General features: G+C 72.8%; 1 protein-coding gene (cut by a window edge). It reads left to right on the top strand.

What is annotated here, in order from left to right; translation table 11 throughout:
• A protein-coding gene (locus ACMCNN_RS15825; protein ID WP_412746973.1) for an SDR family NAD(P)-dependent oxidoreductase crosses the window boundary here: on the top strand, positions 1–22,550 show its 3' portion. It extends 7,309 nt beyond the left edge of the window; the window shows 22,550 of its 29,859 coding nt (coding positions 7,310–29,859); the start codon falls outside the window, past its left edge; the stop codon is at positions 22,548–22,550.

Below are 22,550 nucleotides of genomic sequence, written 5' to 3'. Positions count from 1 at the left end.
TGGTGTGCGGGTTGTCGTTCCACGAGCCGCGGATTCCGCTGGTGGTGTCGGGGGAGGTGACGGATCCGGAGTACTGGGTGTCGCATGTCCGGGACACGGTCCGCTTTGCCGATAACCTGGCGGCGTTGACCGGGCGGGGGGTGTCCCGGTTTCTGGAGGTCGGTCCCGACGGGGTGTTGTCGGGGATGGTCGGCGGGCTGGTGCCGGATGAGGCCGTGGTGGTGCCGGTGCTGCGCCGGGACCGGTCGGAGGAGACGACGGCGCTGACCGCGTTGGCGAGGCTGCATGTGGCCGGGGTCGGGGTGGACTGGGCGCCGCTGGTCGCCGGTGGGCGGCGGATCGACCTGCCGACATACGCGTTCCAGAACGAATGGTTCTGGGCGCCACCCGTCACGCGCCCGGCGGACACCGCACAGCTCGGGCTCTCCGACGTGGGCCATCCGCTGCTGGGCGCGGCGATGGAGGTCGCCGGTTCGGACGGATACCTGTTCACCAGCAGGCTGTCGCTGCGCACCCACCCGTGGCTGGCCGACCACGTCGTCGACGGCCGGGTCCTGCTGCCCGGCAGCGCCTTCGTCGAACTGGCATTGCGGGCGGGCGAGGAGACCGGCTACCACCGCATCGACGAACTCACCCTCGCCGCACCGCTGGTCCTGCCCGCCGACAGCGCGGTACGGCTGCAGGTGTCACTCGCGCCCGCCGACGATGCGGGCCGCCGCGCGATCGACGTCTACGCACATCCCGAGGGCGCGGCCGATACCTGGACGCGGCACGCGACAGGGCTCCTCAGCACCGGCGGCGACGCGGCAACATTCGACGCGGCCATGTTCGACGCCGCGGTGTGGCCACCGGCCGGAGCCGAGCCGGTGGAGATCACCGGCGTCTACCCGCGGCTCGCCGCGAACGGTTTCGCGTACGGTCCGGCGTTCCAGGGCCTGCGCGCGGTGTGGCGGCAGGGCGACGACGTCTACGCCGACGTCGCGCTGCCGCAGGGCGTGGCCGCCGACAACTTCGGACTGCACCCGGCCCTGCTCGACGCGGTGCTGCACACGGCCGGCTTCGGCATCCTCGACACCAGCGGCCTGCCCTTCGCCTGGGAGGACGTGTCGCTGTACGCCACCGGCGCCGACGCGGTCCGGGTCCGGGTGTCACCGGTCGGCGACCGGACGATGTCCATCGTCATCGCCGACATCACCGGCGCCCCGGTGGCGGCCATCGGCTCCCTGGCGGTCCGCCCGGCCGACGCCGCCGAACCGACGGCCGTGCCCGGCATCGGCCGGGATTCCCTGTTCGCCGTCGACTGGGTACCCGTCCAGCTCCCGCCCAGCAGTGTGGAGTCGGCCTCGTGGCACGACCTCGGCGACTCCGTCCCGGCCGTGGTGACCTACGAGGTGGCCGGCGGCGGTGATGTGGTGGAGTCGGTGCACGCGCTGACGGCGTCGGTGTTGGGTGTTGTTCAGCGGTGGCTGGCGGATCGGCGGTTCGACGGGTCCCGGTTGGCGTTCGTGACGCGGGGCGCGACGACGGGTGGGGATCTGGCGGCGGCTGCGGTGTGGGGGTTGGTGCGGTCGGCGCAGTCGGAGAATCCGGGCCGGTTCGTGCTGGTGGATGTGGACGGCGATGCGGTGATTCCGCGGGCGTTGGCCTCGGATGAGCCGCAGCTGGTGGTGCGTGATGGTGAGTTGTTCGCGGCCCGGTTGTCGCGGGTGGCCGCGGCGGAGCCGGTGGCGTGGGATGGTTCGGACACGGTGCTGATCACTGGTGCGTCGGGTGGTCTGGGTGGTCTGGTCGCTCGGCATCTGGCGGACCGGGGAGTCGGGACGCTGGTGCTGGCGAGCCGCAGCGGTGGCGGGGCCGAGCTTGCCGCCGAGGTGGACGCTGCTGTGGTGGTCGAGGCGTGCGACGTCACGGATCGGGAGGCGTTGGCCCGGCTGGTGGCCCGGCATCGGATCACGGCGGTGGTGCACGCGGCGGCGGTCCTCGACGACGGCGTCATCGGCTCGCTGACGCCGGAGCGCGTGGGCGCAGTGTTGCGCCCGAAGGTGGACGCCGCGTGGCATTTGCACGAGCTGCTGCCCGACCTGAAAGCGTTCGTGCTGTTCTCCTCGGCCGCCGCCACGATCGGCGCACCCGGACAGGGCGGCTACGCGGCCGCCAACGCCTTCCTGGACGCGCTGGCGCAGCACCGGCGGGCGGCCGGAGCACCCGCCGTGTCGATGGCCTGGGGCGCGTGGACCATCGGCCTCGCCGGCACGCTGGCCGAAACCGACCTCGCACGGATGACCCGGGCCGGCATGCCACCCCTGACCCCCGCACAGGGACTCGCGTTGTTCGACGCCGCCCTGAACTCCGAACCGGCCACCGTGCTGCCGTTCCCGCTCGACCTGTCCGCGCTGCGGACGCGGGGCGAGGTGCCTGCGCTGCTGCGGGGCCTGCTCCGCGCCCGGGCCCGCCGGCAGGCCGGCGGATCCGCCGCCGCGGCGGGACTGACGCAACGACTGGCCGCCATGGACGACAGCGAGCGGACGTCGGCCATGATCGACCTGGTACGGTCCGAGGTGGCCGCCGTGCTCGGACGGGCCGGAGCCGCCACCGTCGATCCCCACCGAGCGTTCCGGGACCTGGGCTTCGACTCGCTCACGGCGGTGGAGCTGCGCAACCGGATCGGTACGGCCACCGGTCTGCGCCTGCCCGCGACCCTGGTGTTCGACTACCCGACCTCCGAGCTGCTGTCCGCGCACCTGCTGGCCGAGTTGTTCGACGCGGCACCGGACGCGGCGACGCCGCTGCCGGCGCTGGTGTCCACCGCCGACGATCCGATCGTGATCGTCGGCATGGCGTGCCGGTTCCCCGGTGGGGTGGGTTCGCCGGAGGAGCTGTGGCGTCTGGTGTCGGAGGGCACCGACGCGATCACCGAGTTCCCGACGAACCGCGGTTGGGACGTCGACGGCCTCTACGATCCGGACCCCGACCACCCCGGCACGTCGTACACCCGGCACGGCGGGTTCCTGCACGACGCGGGCGAGTTCGACCCGGACTTCTTCGGGATGTCGCCCCGGGAGGCGCTGGCCACCGATGCGCAACAGCGTCTGCTCCTGGAGACCTCGTGGGAGGTCCTCGAGCGGGCCGGGATCGACCCGGTGTCGCTGCGCGGCAGCCGGACCGGGGTGTTCGCCGGTGTCATGTACAACGACTACGGCCTGTTGCTGTCCGGCGGTGAAGGTGCGGAGGGCTACCAGGGTCAGGGCAGCTCGGGCAGCATCGCGTCCGGACGGGTGGCGTACACGTTCGGCTTCGAAGGCCCGGCCGTCACCGTCGACACGGCATGTTCGTCGTCGCTGGTGGCGATGCACCTTGCGGCGCAGGCCCTGCGGGCGGGGGAGTGCACCCTCGCACTGGCCGGTGGCGTGACCGTCATGTCGTCGCCGCAGGCCTTCGTCGGATTCTCCCGCCAGCGCGGCCTGTCGACAGACGGCCGCAGCAAGGCGTTCGCGGACGGCGCGGACGGGGTCGGCTGGTCCGAGGGTATCGGCCTGCTGCTCCTGGAGCGCCGGTCCGACGCCGTCCGCCACGGCCACCGGATCCTGGCCGTGATGCGCGGCAGTGCGGTGAACCAGGACGGTGCGTCGAATGGTCTGACCGCGCCGAATGGTCCGTCGCAGCAGCGGGTGATCCGGCAGGCGTTGGCCAGTGGCGGTCTGTCCACGGCTGATGTGGATGTCGTGGAGGCGCACGGCACGGGTACGACGTTGGGTGACCCGATCGAGGCCCAGGCGCTACTGGCCACCTATGGTCAGGATCGGGATGTTCCGCTGTTGCTGGGTTCGGTCAAGTCGAATATTGGTCATACGCAGGCGGCTGCGGGTGTGGCTGGTGTGATCAAGATGGTGATGGCGATGCGGCACGGTGTGCTGCCGTCGACGTTGCATGTGGATGCGCCGTCGTCGCATGTCGACTGGGAGGCCGGTGCGGTTGAGCTGTTGACGGAGTCGCGGGAGTGGCCGTTGACGGGCCGGGTGCGGCGGGCGGGTGTGTCGTCGTTCGGGATCAGTGGCACCAACGCGCATGTCGTGGTGGAGCAGGGTCCGGTGGTTGTCGAGCCCGGGTCGGTGGACGTGGGAGGGGTGGTGCCGTGGGTGGTGTCGGCCAAGTCGGCCACCGCCCTGGACGCCCAGATCGCCCGTCTCGGCACCGTCGCACACGCCCCCGTCGACGTCGCCTACTCGCTGGTGACCGGCCGGGCGAACCTCGACTGGCGTGCCGTCCTCCTGGCGAGCCCCGACGGTGTGCAAGAGGTGGCACGCGGCACCCTCACCGAGGGCTCCCTCGCGTTCCTGTTCACCGGGCAGGGCTCGCAGCGCCCGGGAATGGGCCGGGAGTTGTACCACCGGTTCCCGGTGTTCGCGGAAGCCTTCGACGCGGTGGCGACGGAGTTGGGTCTGTCCCTGGATGTGGTGTGGGGCGACGACGCCGCCGCGTTGGATGAGACGGGGATGGCGCAGCCGGCGTTGTTCGCGCTCGAGGTGGCGTTGTTCCGGCTGGTCGAGTCGTGGGGTGTGCGCCCCGACTTCCTGGCCGGTCACTCGATCGGTGAGGTCGCGGCCGCGCACGTGGCCGGGGTGCTGTCGGTCGAGGACGCGTGCGCGTTGATCGCGGCGCGGGCCCGATTGATGCAGCAGCTGCCGCCCGGCGGGGCGATGGTCGCGGTCCGGGCCTCCGAGGCCGACGTGCTGCCGCTGCTCACGGCGGGGGTGTCGATCGCGGCGGTCAACGGCCCGGAGGCGGTGGTGCTGTCCGGGGTTGAGGATGAGGTCCTGGCGCTGGCGGCTCGGTTCGCCAAGTCAACGCGGTTGTCGGTGTCGCATGCGTTCCATTCGGTGTTGATGGAGCCGATGCTGGAGGACTTCCGGGAGACGGTGGCAACGCTGACGTTCCACCAGCCCCGGATCCCGATCCAGGCGACCGGTGACGTCACCGACCCGGGGTATTGGGTGTCGCACGTGCGGGACACGGTCCGGTTCGCCGACAATGTCGCGGCCCTGCACGAGGCTGGTGTCGGCCGGTTCGTGGAGATCGGCCCGGACGGGGTGTTGTCGGCGATGGTCGACAACGCGGTGCCGGTGCTGCGCCGCGATCGGTCGGAGGAGACCACGGCGCTGACCGCCCTGGCCCGGTTGCACGTCGAGGGCGTGGCGGTGGACTGGACGTCGCTGGTCGCTGGGGGACGCCGCGTCGACCTGCCCACGTACGCATTCCAGCGGGAGACCTACTGGCCCACGGCGAGCCACCAGGCCGGCGACCCGGCCGGGCTCGGTCTCGCCGACGCCGCCCACCCGCTGCTCGGCGCGAGCGTCGAGCTGGCCGGCGCGGACGGATACCTCTTCACCAGCAGGATCTCGCTGCGCACCCACCCCTGGCTGGCCGACCACGTCATCAACGGCCAAGTCCTGCTGCCCGGCACCGCCTTCGTCGAACTGGCCCTGCGCGCCGGTGACGAGGTCGGCTGCGACCAGGTCGAGGAACTCACCCTGGCCGCGCCGCTGGTGCTGCCCGACGACGGTGCGGTCCAGCTGCAGGTGGCCGTCGCCGCCCCCGACGACACCGGCCGCCGCACCATCGGCATTCACGCCCGCCCCGAAGCAGCGCCCGACACCTGGACGCAACACGCGACCGGACTCCTCAGCACCGGCGGCGCCCCCGCGACATTCGACGCCACGGTGTGGCCACCGGCCGGCGCCGAGCCGGTCGATGTCACCGGCTGCTACGAGCGGTTCGCGGCGTCCGGTTTCGCGTACGGCCCGGCCTTCCAGGGCCTGCGCGCGGTCTGGCGGCAGGGCGACGACGTCTATGCCGACGTCGCGCTGCCGCAGGGCGTGGCCGCCGACAACTTCGGACTGCATCCCGCCCTGCTCGACGCGGTGCTGCACACGGCCGGGTTCGGCGCACGCGACACCAACGGTCTGCCCTTCTCCTGGGAGGCCGTGACGCTGTACGCCAGCGGCGCGGCAGCCGTCCGGGCCCGCGTGTCACCGCACGGCGACGGCACCATGTCCATCGCGATCGCCGACACCACCGGCCTCCCCGTGGCCCACATCGGCTCCCTCGCCGTACGCCCGATCGGCACCACCGACCCGGTCGGCACCACCGGCGACGTCCAGGACTCGATGTTCGGCGTCGACTGGGTGCCGGTCCGGACCCCGGCCGCCGAAGTCGACCTGGTGCCCTGGGCGGACCTGGGTGAGTCCGTCCCCGCCGTCGTGACCTACGAGGTGACCGGCGGCGCCGATGTGGTGGAGTCGGTGCACGCGCTGACGGCGTCGGTGTTGGGGGTTGTTCAGCGGTGGCTGGCGGATCGGCGGTTCGACGGGTCCCGGTTGGCGTTCGTGACGCGGGGCGCGACGACGGGTGCGGATGTGGCGGCGGCTGCGGTGTGGGGGTTGGTGCGGTCGGCGCAGTCGGAGAATCCGGGCCGGTTCGTGCTGGTGGATGTGGACGGCGATGCGGTGATTCCGCGGGCGTTGGCCTCGGATGAGCCGCAGCTGGTGGTGCGTGCGGGTGAGTTGTTCGCGGCCCGGTTGTCGCGGGTGGTGGCGGCGGCGCCGGTGGTGTGGGATGCCGACGACACGGTGTTGATCACTGGTGCGTCGGGTGGTCTGGGTGGTCTGGTCGCTCGGCATCTGGCGGACCGGGGAGTCGGGACGCTGGTGTTGGCGAGCCGTAGTGGTGGCGGGGCCGAGCTTGCCGCCGAGGTGGACGCTGCTGTGGTGGTCGAGGCGTGCGACGTCACGGATCGGGAGGCGTTGGCCCGGCTGGTGGCCCGGCACCGGATCACGGCGGTGGTGCACGCGGCGGCGGTCCTCGACGACGGCGTCATCGGCTCGCTGACGCCGGAACGGGTGGCCGCCGTGCTGCGCCCCAAGGCCGACGCGGCCTGGCACCTGCACGAGCTGCTCCCCGACCTGAAGGCGTTCGTGCTGTTCTCCTCGGCGGCCGGCACCTTCGGAAACCCGGGGCAGGGCGGCTACGCGGCCGCCAACGCCTTCCTCGACGCGCTGGCGCAGCACCGGCGGGCGGCCGGGGCACCCGCCGTGTCGATGGCCTGGGGCGCGTGGACCGTCGGCCTCGCCGGGACGCTGGCCGAGGCGGATCGGGCGCGGATAGCACGATCCGGCATGCCGCCACTGACCGCCGCACAGGGACTGGCGCTGTTCGACGCGGCCGTCGGCGCCGCGCACGCGACAGTACTGCCGCTGCGCGTCGAGCTGCCGGTGCTGCGGGCCCTGCCCGAGGTTGCGCCGTTGTGGCGGGGCCTGGTCAGGCGGCGCGTACGGCGCACGGCCGCGGGATCGCAGCCGGCCGCCGACCTGGTGGCCCGGCTGTCGCCGTTGGCAGCGGCGGCCCGGCGGGAGACGCTGCTGGACCTGGTACGCGCCGAGGTGGCCGGAGTGCTCGGGCACGCGGGCCCCGGTGCCGTCGACCCCGGCCGGGCGTTCCGCGACCTGGGCTTCGACTCGCTGACCGCGGTGGAACTGCGCAACCGGCTCGGTACGGCCACCGGCCTGCGCCTGCCCGCGACCCTCGTGTTCGACTACCCGACCTCCGAGGTGCTGTCGGCGTACCTGCTCGGCGAGCTGTTCGACAGCACCGCCGAGGGGGACACGACGCTGCCGGCGCTTGTGTCCACCACCGACGACCCGGTCGTGATCGTGGGGATGGCATGCCGGTTCCCCGGTGGCGTGAGTTCGCCGGAGGAGCTGTGGCGCCTGGTCTCGGAGGGCACCGACGCGATCACCGAGTTCCCGACCAACCGCGGCTGGCACACCGAGCACCTCTACGACCCCAGCCCCGACAACGCCGGCACCTCGTACACCCGGCACGGCGGGTTCCTGCACGACGCGGGTGACTTCGACCCGGACTTCTTCGGGATGTCGCCCCGCGAGGCGCTGGCCACGGACTCGCAGCAACGTCTGCTGCTGCAGACCACGTGGGAGGCGCTCGAACGGGCCGGGATCGACCCGGCGTCGCTGCGCGGCAGCCGGACCGGATTCTTCGCCGGCGTCATGTACAACGACTACGCGCACATGCTCGACCCCAAGGACTTCGACGGCCAGCGCGGCATGGGCAGCTCCGGCAGCCTCGCCTCCGGCCGCGTCGCGTACACGTTCGGCTTCGAGGGCCCGGCCGTCACCGTCGACACGGCGTGTTCCTCGTCGCTGGTGGCGATGCACTGGGCGATGCAGGCGCTGCGGGCGGGGGAGTGCACCCTCGCACTGGCCGGCGGTGTCACTGTCATGTCCTCGCCCGGCACCTTCATCGAGTTCTCCCGCCAGCGCGGCCTGGCCCCGGATGGCCGCTCCAAGGCGTTCGCGGACGGCGCCGACGGCGTGGGCTGGGGCGAGGGCGTCGGCCTGCTCGTCCTGGAACGGCTCTCCGACGCGGTCCGCAACGGTCATGGGGTCCTGGCTGTCGTCCGTGGTAGCGCGGTGAACCAGGACGGTGCGTCGAATGGCCTGACCGCGCCGAATGGTCCGTCGCAGCAGCGGGTGATCCGGCAGGCGTTGGCCAGTGGCGGTCTGTCCACGGCTGATGTGGATGTCGTGGAGGCGCACGGCACGGGTACGACGTTGGGTGACCCGATCGAGGCCCAGGCGCTACTGGCCACCTATGGTCAGGATCGGGATGTTCCGCTGTTGCTGGGTTCGGTCAAGTCGAACATTGGTCATACGCAGGCGGCTGCGGGTGTGGCTGGTGTGATCAAGATGGTGATGGCGATGCGGCACGGTGTGCTGCCGTCGACGTTGCATGTGGATGCGCCGTCGTCGCATGTCGACTGGGAGGCCGGTGCGGTTGAGCTGTTGACGGAGTCGCGGGAGTGGCCGTTGACGGGTCGGGTGCGGCGGGCGGGTGTGTCGTCGTTCGGGATCAGTGGCACCAACGCGCATGTCGTGGTGGAGCAGGGTCCGGTGGTTGTCGAGCCCGGGTCGGTGGACGTGGGAGGGGTGGTGCCGTGGGTGGTGTCGGCCAAGTCGGCCACCGCCCTGGACGCCCAGATCGCCCAGATCACGGCAAGCGACAAGCCGGCCCTGGACATCGCGTTCTCGCTCGTCACCACCAGGTCCCTGCTCCCGCGCCGGGCCGTGTTGCTCGCCAGCGCGGACGGCGTTGTCGAGGCCGCGCGCGGCAGCGTCACCGACGGCTCGCTGGCGTTGCTGTTCACGGGTCAGGGTTCGCAGCGTCTGGGGATGGGCCGGGACTTGTACCACCGGTTCCCGGCGTTCGCGGAGGCGTTCGACGCGGTGGCGTCAGAGCTGAACCTGTACCTCGATCTCCCGGTCGAGGACGTGATCTGGGGCGACGACTCGACAGCGCTGGACGAGACGGGGATGGCGCAGCCGGCGTTGTTCGCGCTCGCAGTGGCGTTGTTCCGGCTGGTCGAGTCGTGGGGTGTGCGCCCCGACTTCCTGGCCGGTCACTCGATCGGTGAGATCGCGGCCGCCCACGCCGCCGGGGTGCTGTCGCTGGAGGACGCGTGCGCGTTGATCGCGGCGCGGGCCCGGCTGATGCAGGCGCTGCCCGCCGGTGGCGCCATGGTGGCGGTCCGGGCCTCCGAGGCCGACGTGCTGCCGCTGCTGACGGCGGGGGTGTCGATCGCGGCGGTCAACGGCCCGGAGGCGGTGGTGCTGTCCGGGGTTGAGGATGAGGTCCTGGCCCTGGCGGTGCGCTGGGAGCACAAGCGGCTGAGTGTGTCGCATGCGTTCCATTCGGTGTTGATGGAGCCGATGCTGGACGACTTCCGGGAGACGGTGGCAACGCTGACGTTCCACCAGCCGCGGATCCCGATCCAGGCGCAGGGGGACGTCACCGACCCGGAGTATTGGGTGTCGCACGTGCGGGACACGGTCCGCTTCGCCGACAACCTCGCGGCGCTCGCGGCACACGGCGTCACCAGGTTCCTGGAGATCGGCCCGGACGGAGTCCTGTCCGCCATGGTCGGGGACGCGACGGCGGTCCCGATGCTGCGACGGGACCGGCCGGAGGAGACCACGGCGCTGACCGCCCTGGCCCGGCTGCACGTCGACGGCGTCACGGTGGACTGGACGCCGCTGGTCGCCGGCGGACGCCGCGTCGACCTGCCCACGTACGCGTTCCAGCGGCTGCGGTTCTGGCCGACCGGCGGTGCCGTCGCGACCGACCTGGCCGCCGCCGGTCTGCGCCCCGCCGACCACCCGCTGCTCGGCGCGGGCGTCGAGCTGGCCGGGTCGGCCGGTCACCTGTTCACCAGCAGGCTGTCACTGCGCACCCAGCCCTGGCTGGCCGACCACGCCGTCAACGGCCAGGTCCTGCTGCCCGGCACCGCGTTCGTCGAACTGGCCCTGCGCGCCGGCGACGAGGTCGGCTGCGACCGCATCGACGAACTGACCCTGACGGCGCCGCTGGTGCTGCCGGTCGACGCCTCGGTGCAGCTGCAGGTGAGCGTCGACGCCGCCGACGAATCCCACCGGTGTGCCGTGGCGGTGCACTCCTGGCAGGACGAGACCTGGGTGCAACACGCGACAGGCTTCCTGACCACCGGCGGCACCCCGGCGCCGTTCGACGCGATGGTGTGGCCGCCCACGGGCGCCGAGCCCGTCGATGTCACCGGCGGCTACGAGCGGTTCGAGGCCGGCGGCTTCGCGTACGGTCCGGCCTTCCAGGGCCTGCGCGCCGTGTGGCGGCGCGGCGGCGACCTGTTCGCCGAGGTTCGCCTGCCCGACGGCACGGACACTTCCGGGTACGGGGTGCATCCCGCCCTGCTCGACGCCGTCCTGCACACCGCCGGCTTCGGCGAGGACTCCCGCAGCGCGCTGCCGTTCGCCTGGGAAGGCGTCAGCCTGCACGCGACCGGCGCGACGGCGGTCCGCGTCCGCCTGTCGTTCATCGGCGACGGCATCCTGTCGATCGCCGTCGCCGACCCCGCGGGCCGCCCGGTCGTGTCGGTCGACGCACTGACGACCCGCGTACCCGCCACAGAGCAGACCACCGACGGACGGGACTCGCTGTTCGGGCTCGACTGGAAACCACTCACCCCGCGGGCCGAGCCGGTCGAGGCCGCGCGATGGGACGAGGTCGGCGACTCCGTCCCCGCCGTGGTGACCTACGAGGTCACCGGCGGCGCCGATGTCGTGGAGTCGGTGCACGCGCTGACGACGTCGGTGCTGGAGGTCGTCCAGCGGTGGCTGGCGGATCGGCGGTTCGACGGGTCCCGGTTGGCGTTCGTGACGCGGGGCGCGACGACGGGTGCGGATGTGGCGGCGGCTGCGGTGTGGGGGTTGGTGCGGTCGGCGCAGTCGGAGAATCCGGGCCGGTTCACCCTGCTGGACCTCGACGGCGACGCCGACACGGATGTGCTGGCGCGGGCATTGGCGGCCGACGAGCCGCAGCTGGTTGTGCGTGACGGTGCGCTGTTCGCAGCCCGCTTGTCCCGGGTCGCGGCGGCGGAGCCGGTGGTGTGGGACGCCGACGACACCGTGCTGATCACCGGTGGTGGCGGGAGTCTCGGTGGTCTGGTCGCCCGTCATCTCTCGGGTCTGGGTGTCGGACGGCTGGTGTTGGCGAGCCGTAGTGGTGGCGGGGCGGAGCTGGCTGCGGAACTGGACGCCGCGGTGGTGGTCGAGGCGTGTGACGTCACGGATCGGGCTGCGCTCGCCCAGTTGGTGGCCCGGCACCGGATCACGGCGGTGGTGCACGCGGCGGCGGTGCTGGATGACGGTGTGATCGGGTCGTTGACGGCGGAGCGCGTGGGCGCGGTGTTGCGGCCGAAGGTGGACGCCGCGTGGCTTCTGCACGAGCTGCTGCCCGACCTGAAGGCGTTCGTGCTGTTCTCCTCGGCCGCCGGCACCTTCGGCAACGCCGGACAGGGCAACTACGCGGCAGCCAACGCGTTCCTCGACGCGCTGGCCGCCCACCGTCGGGCGAGCGGCCGACACGCCGTGTCGCTGGCGTGGGGCGCGTGGACCGTCGGCCTGGCCGAAACCCTGTCCGAGGCGGACGTGACCCGGATCGAACGGTCGGGCATGCCGCCCTTGACCGCCGCGCAGGGCCTCGCATTGTTCGACGCCGCGCTCGGCGCCGACCGCGCCCTCGTCCTGCCGTTCCGCCTCGACCTCGCCGCCCTGCGCGCCCGCGACGAGATTCCCCCGCTGCTGCGGGGACTGATCCGGGTTCGCACCCGCCGGCCGGTCACCCAGTCGGCGGCCGCGTCGGGACTCGTCGCCCGGCTGTCGCCGTTGCCCGCGCCAGCGCGGCGGGAGGCGCTGCTGGAACTGGTACGCGTCGAGGTCGCTGCCGTGCTGGGCCACGCGGGCCCGGACGCGGTGGACCCGGTCCGCGCGTTCCGCGAGCTGGGCTTCGACTCGCTGACCGCGGTGGAGCTGCGCAACCGGATCGGTACGGCCACCGGCCTGCGCCTGCCCGCGACCCTGGTGTTCGACTACCCGACCTCCGAGGTGCTGGCCGGGTACCTGATGGACGAGCTGTTCGAGTCCGCTCCCGAGACGGGCACCCCGCTGCCGGCGCTGGTGTCCACCGCCGACGACCCGATCGTGATCGTCGGCATGGCGTGCCGGTTCCCCGGTGGGGTGGGTTCGCCGGAGGAGCTGTGGCGCCTGGTGTCGGAGGGCACCGACGCGATCACCGAGTTCCCGACGAACCGCGGTTGGGACGTCGACCGCCTCTACGATCCGGACCCGGATCACCCGGGTACGTCGTACACCCGGCACGGCGGGTTCCTGCACGACGCGGGCGAGTTCGACCCGGACTTCTTCGGGATGTCGCCCCGCGAAGCGCTGGCCACCGATGCGCAACAGCGTCTGCTCCTGCAGACCACATGGGAGACGCTCGAACGGGCCGGGATCGACCCCGCGTCACTGCGGGGCAGCCGGACCGGAGTGTTCGCCGGCGTGATGTACAACGACTACGGCATGCTGGTCGCCGGCGGTGAGAGCGCCGAGGGCTACCAGAGCCAGGGCAGCTCCGGCAGCGTCGCCTCCGGCCGCGTGGCATACGCGTTCGGGTTCGAGGGCCCGGCCGTGACGCTGGACACGGCGTGTTCGTCGTCGCTGGTGGCGATGCACCTCGCGGCGCAGGCCCTGCGGGCGGGGGAGTGCACCCTCGCGCTGGCCGGTGGCGTGACCGTCATGTCGTCGCCGCAGGCGTTCGTCGGGTTCTCCCGCCAGCGCGGCCTGGCCCCGGACGGCCGGTCCAAGGCGTTCGCGGACGGCGCGGACGGGGTCGGCTGGTCCGAGGGCATCGGCCTGGTGCTCCTGGAGCGCCGGTCCGACGCGGTCCGCAACGGTCACGAGGTCCTGGCTGTCGTCCGTGGCTCGGCGGTGAACCAGGACGGTGCGTCGAATGGTCTGACCGCGCCGAATGGTCCGTCGCAGCAGCGGGTGATCCGGCAGGCGTTGGCCAGTGGCGGCCTGTCCACGGCTGATGTGGATGTCGTGGAGGCGCACGGCACGGGTACGACGCTGGGTGACCCGATCGAGGCCCAGGCGCTACTGGCCACCTACGGCCAGGGTCGCGAGATCCCGCTGTTGCTGGGTTCGGTCAAGTCGAACATTGGTCATACGCAGGCGGCTGCGGGTGTGGCTGGTGTGATCAAGATGGTGATGGCGATGCGGCACGGTGTGCTGCCGTCCACGCTGCACGTGGATGCGCCGTCGTCGCACGTCGACTGGGAGGCCGGTGCGGTCGAGCTGCTGACGGAGTCGCGGGAGTGGCCGCAGACGGGCCGGGTCCGGCGGGCCGGTGTGTCGTCGTTCGGGCTCAGCGGCACGAACGCCCACGTGGTGATCGAGCAGGGGCCCGCAGTTGCCGTGCCAGACCCGGTCGAGTCCTTCGCCGTCGTGCCGTATGTCGTGTCGGCGAAGTCAACCGCCGCCCTGGACGCCCAGATCGCCCAGCTGGACGGGCTCGGCGAGCGGCCGGTCGACGTCGGGTTCTCGCTGCTGGGCCGGTCCCGTTTCCCGCACCGGGCGGTACTGCTGTCCACAGCGGACGGTGTCCGCGAGGTGGCCCGGGGCACTGTCAATGACGGCTCGCTGGCGTTGCTGTTCACGGGTCAGGGTTCGCAGCGTCTGGGGATGGGCCGGGAGTTGTACCACCGGTTCCCGGTGTTCGCAGAGGCGTTCGACGCGGTGGCGTCAGAGCTGAACCTGTACCTCGATCTCCCGATCGAAGACGTGATCTGGGGCGACGACTCGACAGCCCTGGACGAGACGGGGATGGCCCAGCCGGCGTTGTTCGCGCTCGAGGTGGCGTTGTTCCGGCTGGTCGAGTCGTGGGGTGTGCGGCCGGACTTCGTGGCGGGGCATTCGATCGGTGAGGTCGCGGCCGCGCATGTGGCCGGGGTGCTGTCGGTGGAGGATGCGTGTGTGTTGATCGCGGCGCGGGCCCGGTTGATGCAGCAGTTGCCGCCCGGCGGGGCGATGGTGGCGGTGCAGGCGTCCGAGGCTGAGGTGCTGCCGCTGCTGACCGACGGGGTGTCGATCGCGGCGGTCAACGCCCCCGGGGCCGTGGTGCTGTCCGGTGTCGAGGATGAGGTCCTGGCCCTGGCCACGCGCTGGGAGCACAAGCGGCTGAGTGTGTCGCATGCGTTCCATTCGGTGTTGATGGAGCCGATGCTGGACGACTTCCGGGAGACGGTGGCAACGCTGACGTTCCACCAGCCGCGGATCCCGATCCAGGCGCAGGGGGACGTCACCGACCCGGAGTATTGGGTGTCGCACGTGCGGGACACGGTCCGGTTCGCCGACAACCTCGCGGCGCTCGCGGCACACGGCGTGACCAGGTTCCTGGAGATCGGCCCGGACGGAGTCCTGTCCGCCATGGTCGGGGACGCGACGGCGGTCCCGATGCTGCGACGGGACCGGCCGGAGGAGACCACGGCGCTGACCGCCCTGGCTCGGTTGCACGTCGACGGCGTCACGGTGGACTGGACGCCGCTGGTCGCCGGCGGACGCCGCGTCGACCTGCCCACGTACGCGTTCCAGCGCGACGTCTACTGGCCGTCCGGCGGCACCGTCACGGCCGACCTCGAATCCGCCGGCCTGCACACCACCGGCCACCCACTACTCGGCGCCATGGTCGAACTCACCGGCGACGACGGCTACCTGTTCACCAGCGCACTGTCCGTGCGTTCCCAGCCGTGGCTGGCCGACCACGCCGTCAACGGCCAGGTCCTGCTGCCCGGCACCGCCTTCGTCGAACTGGCAGTGCGCGCCGGCGACGAGGTCGGCTGCGACCGCATCGACGAACTCACCCTGACCGCGCCGCTCGTCCTGCCCGAGCGGGACACGGTGCAGCTCCAGCTGCGGCTCGGCAGCCCCGGACCGCAGGGCCGGCGCCCGATCGGCATCTACTCGCGCCGCGACGAGGCCTGGGTACAGCACGCCACCGGGGCCCTGACCACCGGCGGCGAACCCGCGGCGTTCGACGCCGTGGTGTGGCCGCCCGCCGGCGCCGAGGCGGTCGACCTCACCGGCACCTACGAGCGGTTCGCGGCCGCCGGCTTCGAGTACGGTCCGGCGTTCCACGGTCTGCGCGCCGTCTGGCGGCAGGGAACCGACCTGTACGCCGAGGTCGGCCTGCCCGAGGGCGTCGACGTCTCGGGCTACGGGGTGCATCCCGCCCTGCTGGACGCCGTCCTGCACACGGCGGGCTTCGGCCGGGACTCCCGGGCCGGTCTGCCGTTCGCGTGGGAGGGTGTCAGCCTGCACGCGACCGGCGCGACCGCGGTCCGCGTCCGGATGTCGTTCATCGGCGACGGCACCATGTCGATCGCCGTCGCCGACCCCGCGGGCCGTCCGGTCGCCTCCATCGACTCCCTCGCGACCCGCGCCGCCACCGAGCAGATCGCCGAGACCGGCCGCGACTCGCTGTTCGCCGTCGACTGGACGGCGGTGCAGGTCCCGGCTGCCGGTGTCGAGGTGGTGCCCTGGGCGGAGCGGGGCGCGTCGGCAGCCGACGCGGTGCTGTACGAGGTCACCGGCGGCGCCGACGTGGTCGATTCCGCGCACACCCTCACGGAGCAGGCCCTGGCTGTCATTCAGCAGTGGTTGGCCGACGACCGCAACGGCGCCGCACGGCTGGTCTTCGTGACCCGCGGCGCCCTGTCGGGGCGTGACGTGGCGGCCGCCACCGTGTGGGGTCTCGTGCGGTCGGCGCAGTCGGAGAACCCGGGCCGGTTCGTGCTCGTGGACGCCGACGGCGACGCCGCCGCGGTGATCCCGCGGGCGCTGGCGACCGACGAGCCGCAACTGTGGGTGCGCCGCGACGAGGTGTACGCGGCGCGCATCGTGCGGGTCCCGGCGGCCGCGCCCGTGCAGTGGGACGCCGACGACACGGTCCTGATCACCGGCGGCGGTGGAGGACTCGGCCGGCTGGTCGCGCGGCACCTCGCCGACCAGGGCGTACGGACAATGGTGCTGGCCAGCCGCAGCGGCGCCGGAGCGGACCTGGCCGCGGAACTGGACGCCGCCGTGCTGGTCGAGGCGTGTGACGTCACCGACCGCGCGGCGCTGGCGGACCTGGTGAACCGGTACCGGTTCACCGCGGTGGTGCACGCGGCGGCGGTGCTGGACGACGGTGTCATCGGCTCGCTGACGCCGGACCGGCTGGCCACGGTGCTGCGCCCGAAGGTGGACGCCGCCTGGCACCTGCACGAGCTGCTGCCCGACCTGAAGGCGTTCGTCGTGTTCTCCTCGGCGGCGGGCACGTTCGGCAACCCGGGACAGGGCAGCTACGCCGCGGGCAACACGTTCCTGGACGCGCTGGCGGCGCACCGCCGCGCCGGCGGCCGCCACGCCGTGTCGCTCGCGTGGGGCGCGTGGACCGTCGGCCTGGCCGAGGCGGACCTGGCGCGGATCGAACGGTCCGGCATGCCGCCGCTGACGGTCGAGCAGGGCCTGGCACTGTTCGACGCGGCGCTGAACGCCGACCGGCCGGCCGTGCTGCCGCTGCACCTCGACCTCGCCCGGCTGCGCGGCCTGCCCGAGGTGGCGCCGCTGTGGCGCAGCCTGGTGAAGCGGCGGTCGCGGCGCTCGGCGATCGGCTCGGGCCCGGCCGTGGACCTGGTGCAACGGTTGTCGCCCCTGCCCGTGTCCGGGCGGCGGGAATCACTGCTGGACCTGGTACGGGCCGAGGTGGCCGCGGTGCTCGGGCATGCGGGTCCCGGCGCGGTGGATCCGGCCCGCGCGTTCCAGGAACTCGGCTTCGACTCGTTGACCGCGGTGGAGCTGCGCAACCGGCTCGGCGCGGTGACGGGTCTGCGGCTGCCCGCGACCCTGGTGTTCGACTATCCGACATCGGAGTCGCTGGCGGGCTACCTGCACGACGAACTGTTCGACGCGGCCCCCGAGGTGTCCGCGCCACTGCCCGCGCCGGTGTCCACGGACGACGACCCGATCGTCATCGTCGGCATGGCATGCCGGTACCCGGGCGGTGTCAGCTCGCCGGAGGACCTGTGGCGGCTGGTGTCCGACGGCACCGACGCGATCACCGAGTTCCCGGCCAACCGCGGCTGGGACACCGACGCCCTCTACCACCCGGACCCCGACCATCCCGGCACGTCGTACTCGCGGGAGGGTGGATTCCTGCACCAGGCGGCCGAGTTCGACCCCGCCTTCTTCGGTATGTCCCCGCGGGAGGCGCTGGAGACCGACTCGCAGCAACGCCTGCTGCTGCAGACCACGTGGGAGGCGATCGAGCACGCGGGCATCGACCCGACGACCCTGCGGGGCAGCCGTACCGGCTTCTTCACGGGCCTGATGTACAACGACTACTCGGCGCTGCTGGACGGCGCGCAGATCGGCGGCGGGCAGGTCACCGGTACGTCGCCGAGCGTGGCCTCCGGCCGCGTGTCGTACACGTTCGGCTTCGAGGGCCCGTCGGTCACCGTCGACACGGCCTGCTCGTCATCGCTGGTCGCGATGCACTGGGCGATGCAGGCCCTGCGGGCGGGGGAGTGCACCCTGGCCCTGGCGGGCGGCGTCACCGTGATGTCCTCACCGAACGCGCTGGTCGGCTTCTCCCGCCAGCGCGGCCTGGCCCCGGACGGCCGGTCCAAGGCGTTCTCCGACACCGCGGACGGGGTCGGCTGGTCCGAGGGCGTCGGCCTGGTACTGCTGGAGCGCCGGTCCGACGCGGTCCGCAACGGTCACCGGATCCTGGCCGTGGTACGCGGCAGTGCGGTGAACCAGGACGGCGCGTCGAACGGCCTGACCGCCCCGAACGGCCCCGCGCAGCAGCGCGTGATCCGGCAGGCGCTCGCCTCGGCGGGCCTGCGCCCGGCGGACGTGGACGCGGTGGAGGCACACGGCACGGGAACCACGCTGGGCGACCCGATCGAGGCACAGGCCCTGCTGGCCACGTACGGTCAGGATCGGGATGTTCCGCTGCTGCTGGGTTCCATCAAGTCGAACATCGGTCACTCGCAGGCGGCCGCGGGTGTGGCCGGTGTGATCAAGATGGTGATGGCGATGCGGCACGGTGTGCTGCCGTCCACGCTGCACGTGGACGCGCCGTCGTCGCACGTCGACTGGGAAGCGGGTGCGGTCGAGCTGCTGACGAAGGCGCGGCCGTGGCCGCGGACGGACCGCGTGCGGCGGGCGGGTGTGTCGTCGTTCGGGATCAGCGGCACCAACGTGCACCTCCTGCTGGAGCAGGCCACCGGGCCGGAGCCGGAACCCGCGCCGGAGCCGTCCACGGCGGTCGTGCCGTGGGTGCTGTCCGCACGGTCCGCGGCGTCGCTCGACGCCCAGATCGCCCGCCTCGGCGGCATCGGCGAGCGGCCGGTCGACGTCGGGTTCTCGTTGCTGGGCCGGTCCCGTTTCCCGCACCGGGCGGTGCTGCTGTCCACAGCGGACGGTGTCCGCGAGGTCGCCCGGGGCACTGTCAGCGACGGCTCGCTGGCGTTGCTGTTCACGGGTCAGGGTTCGCAGCGTCTGGGGATGGGTCGGGAGTTGTACCACCGGTTCCCGGTGTTCGCGGAGGCGTTCGACGTGGTGGCGTCAGAGCTGAATCTGTACCTCGATCTCCCGGTCGAGGACGTGATCTGGGGCGACGACTCGACAGCGCTGGATGAGACGGGGATGGCGCAGCCGGCGTTGTTCGCGTTCGAGGTGGCGTTGTTCCGGCTGGTCGAGTCGTGGGGTGTGCGGCCGGACTTCGTGGCGGGGCATTCGATCGGTGAGGTCGCGGCCGCGCATGTGGCCGGGGTGCTGTCGGTGGAGGATGCGTGTGTGTTGATCGCGGCGCGGGCCCGGTTGATGCAGCAGTTGCCGCCCGGCGGGGCGATGGTGGCGGTGCGGGCGTCCGAGGCTGAGGTGCTGCCGCTGCTGACCGATGGGGTGTCGATCGCGGCGGTCAACGGCCCGGAGGCGGTGGTGCTGTCCGGGGTTGAGGATGAGGTCCTGGCGCTGGCGGCTCGGTTCGCCAAGTCAACGCGGTTGTCGGTGTCGCATGCGTTCCATTCGGTGTTGATGGAGCCGATGCTGGAGGACTTCCGGGAGACGGTGGCAACGCTGGCGTTCCATCAGCCGCGGATCCCGATCCAGGCGCAGGGGGACGTCACCGATCCGGGGTATTGGGTGTCGCATGTCCGCGACACGGTCCGGTTCGCCGACAATGTCGCGGCCCTGCAGGAGGCTGGTGTCGGCCGGTTCGTGGAGATCGGCCCGGACGGGGTGTTGTCGGCGATGGTCGATAATGCGGTGCCGGTGCTGCGCCGCGATCGGCCGGAGGAGACCACGGCGCTGACCGCCCTGGCCCGGTTGCACGTCGAGGGCGTGGCCGTGGACTGGACGTCGCTGGTCGCTGGGGGACGCCGCGTCGACCTGCCCACGTACGCGTTCCAGCGCGACGTCTACTGGCCGGTGGCCGTCCCGAAGGCCGGTGACGCGGCCGGGCTCGGCCTGGTCGACGCCGCCCACCCGCTGCTCGGCGCGGGCGTGGAACTGGCCGGCTCGGACGGGTACCTCTTCACCAGCAGGCTGTCGCTGCGCACCCACCCGTGGCTGGCCGACCACGCCGTCAACGGCCAGGTCCTGCTGCCCGGCACCGCCTTCGTCGAACTCGCCACCCGCGCCGGCGACGAGGTGGGCTGCGATCGCATCGAGGAACTCACCCTGGCCGCGCCGCTGATCCTGCCCGACCACGGCGCCGTACAGGTACAGGTGGCCGTCGGGGTCGCCGACGACACCGGCCGCCGTACGATCGGTGTCCATTCGCGGCCCGAAGGCGCAGCCGAGGTGCCGTGGACGCAGCACGCGTCAGGATTCCTGACCAGCGGCGGCGAACCAGCCGAATTCGACGCGACCACCTGGCCGCCCGCGGGCGCCGAACCCGTGCCGGTGGAGGGCGGCTACGACCGCCTCGCCGAGGTCGGTTTCGCCTACGGCCCGGTGTTCCAGGGGCTGCGGGCGCTCTGGCGCGACGGCGACGACATCTTCGCGGAGATCGGCCTGCCCGAGGAGGTGGACGCCGGCCGGTTCGGGCTGCACCCGGCCCTGCTGGACGCCGCCCTGCACGCGTGGATGCTGGCCGCGCAGGGCGACGGCGACGGCGGGCTGCCGTTCTCCTGGACCGGAGTGTCCCTGCACGCCACGGGCGCGAGCGCCGTCCGGGTCCGGCTGCGCCGGCAGGGCGACGCGATGGCGATCGCCGTGGCCGACCGGACGGGCCTGCCGGTGGCCTCGATCGACGCGCTGACCGTGCGGGCGGTGTCGCCCGAGCAGTTCGCGGACTCTGCGCGCGACTCGCTGTTCGAGCTGGTGTGGACGCCCGTGCCGACCAGCGGCCGCGTCGCGGCGGTGACGGTCCTCGGCCCCGACCGGCACGGCCTCGCGGACCGGTTCGCACCCGGCGGCGACGTCGTGCTCGTGCCGATCGCGGGCGGCGACCACGTCGTGGACGACACGCACGCGCGCACGGCCGAAGTGCTCGCCCTGCTGCAGCAGGAGCGGCCGGACCCCACCAGGCTGGTCTTCGTCACCCGCGGCGCCACCACGGGCGAGGATCTCGCCGCGGCGGCGGTCTGGGGCCTGGTGCGTTCCGCGCAGTCGGAGAACCCGGGACGGTTCGGCCTGGTGGATCTGGCCGACACCGACGATCGGCTGCTGCCGGAGGCGCTGGCCACCGACGAGCCGCAACTGGTCCTGCGCGACGGGCAGGTGCTGGCCGCGCGGCTGGCGCGGGCCGCCGTACCGGAGCAGCCGCCGGCCGTGGACGGCACCGTACTGATCACCGGCGGCACCGGTGGCCTGGGCCGCACCGTGGCCCGGCACCTGGTGGCGCAGGGCGCCCGCAGCCTGCTGCTGGTCAGCCGCAGCGGCGGCGCCGAGGACCTGGCCGCCGAGCTGACCGCGCAGGGCGCGCAGGTCACCGTCGCGGCCTGCGACGTCGCCGATCGTACGGCGCTGGCCCGGTTGCTGGCCGACCACGACGTGTCGGGGGTGGTGCATGCCGCGGGTGTGCTCGACGACGGGGTGATCGGCTCGCTGACCCCGCAGCGGCTGTCCGCCGTGCTGCGACCCAAGGTGGACGCGGCGTGGCACCTGCACGAGCTGCTGCCGGACGCGGGGATGTTCGCGGTCTTCTCGTCGGCGTCGGGCACGCTGGGCAACGCCGGTCAGGGCAACTACGCGGCGGCCAACGCCTTCCTGGACGCGCTGGCGGCCCACCGCCGGGCGGCCGGGAAGCCCGCCGTGTCGATGGCCTGGGGGGCGTGGGACCAGCCCGACGGAACGCCCGGATCGCCCAGCATGCTGTCGGAGCGGGACCTGGCCCGGATGCAGCGGGCCGGGATGCCGCCCCTGTCGGCGCCGGACGGGTTGGCGCTGTTCGACGCGGCGCTCGGGGCGCCGCAGGCCACGGTGCTGCCGATGCGGCTGAACCTGGCGGTGCTGGGCGGTGCCGGCCCGGTCGCGCCGCTGCTGCGCGGCCTGGTCCGCGGCCGCACCCGGCGGGGTGCCGCCGCGCCGGAACCGGCGGCGGGCCTGGTCGAACGGCTGGCCGCCCTGGACCCCGCCGCGCGGGCGGATGCGGTGCTGGACCTCGTCCGGCACCAGGTCGCGGTTGTCCTCGACCACGAGGGACCCGAGACGGTGGAACCCGACCGGGCGTTCAAGGAACTCGGCTTCGACTCGCTGACCGCCGTCGAGCTGCGCAACCGGCTCGGCGCCGCCACCGGCCTGCAGCTGGCCGCGACGGTGGTGTTCGACTATCCGACCGCGACCGAGCTGGCCGCCCACCTGCTCGACCAGCTCGCGCTGGGCGAGCCCACGGGTGCCGGGTCGCTGCTGGACGAGCTGGACCGCCTCGACGGGCTGCTGAGCGCAGCCACCGTGGACGAGCAGCTGTTCAAGAAGGTGGCCGGGCGCCTCGACGTGCTCCGCTCGCGATGGGCCGAGGCCCGCAGCGACGTCGCCACCGACACGGCGGCGCAGGTCGATGTCGACGCCGCGTCGGACGACGAGGTGTTCGCGATGCTCGACGAGGAGCTGGGGCTCTGA

It is taken from the genome of Krasilnikovia sp. MM14-A1004 (assembly GCF_047159485.1).
In the GTDB taxonomy this organism is placed as follows: Bacteria; Actinomycetota; Actinomycetes; order Mycobacteriales; family Micromonosporaceae; genus Actinoplanes.
This window is presented reverse-complemented; position numbering and strand designations above follow the sequence as displayed.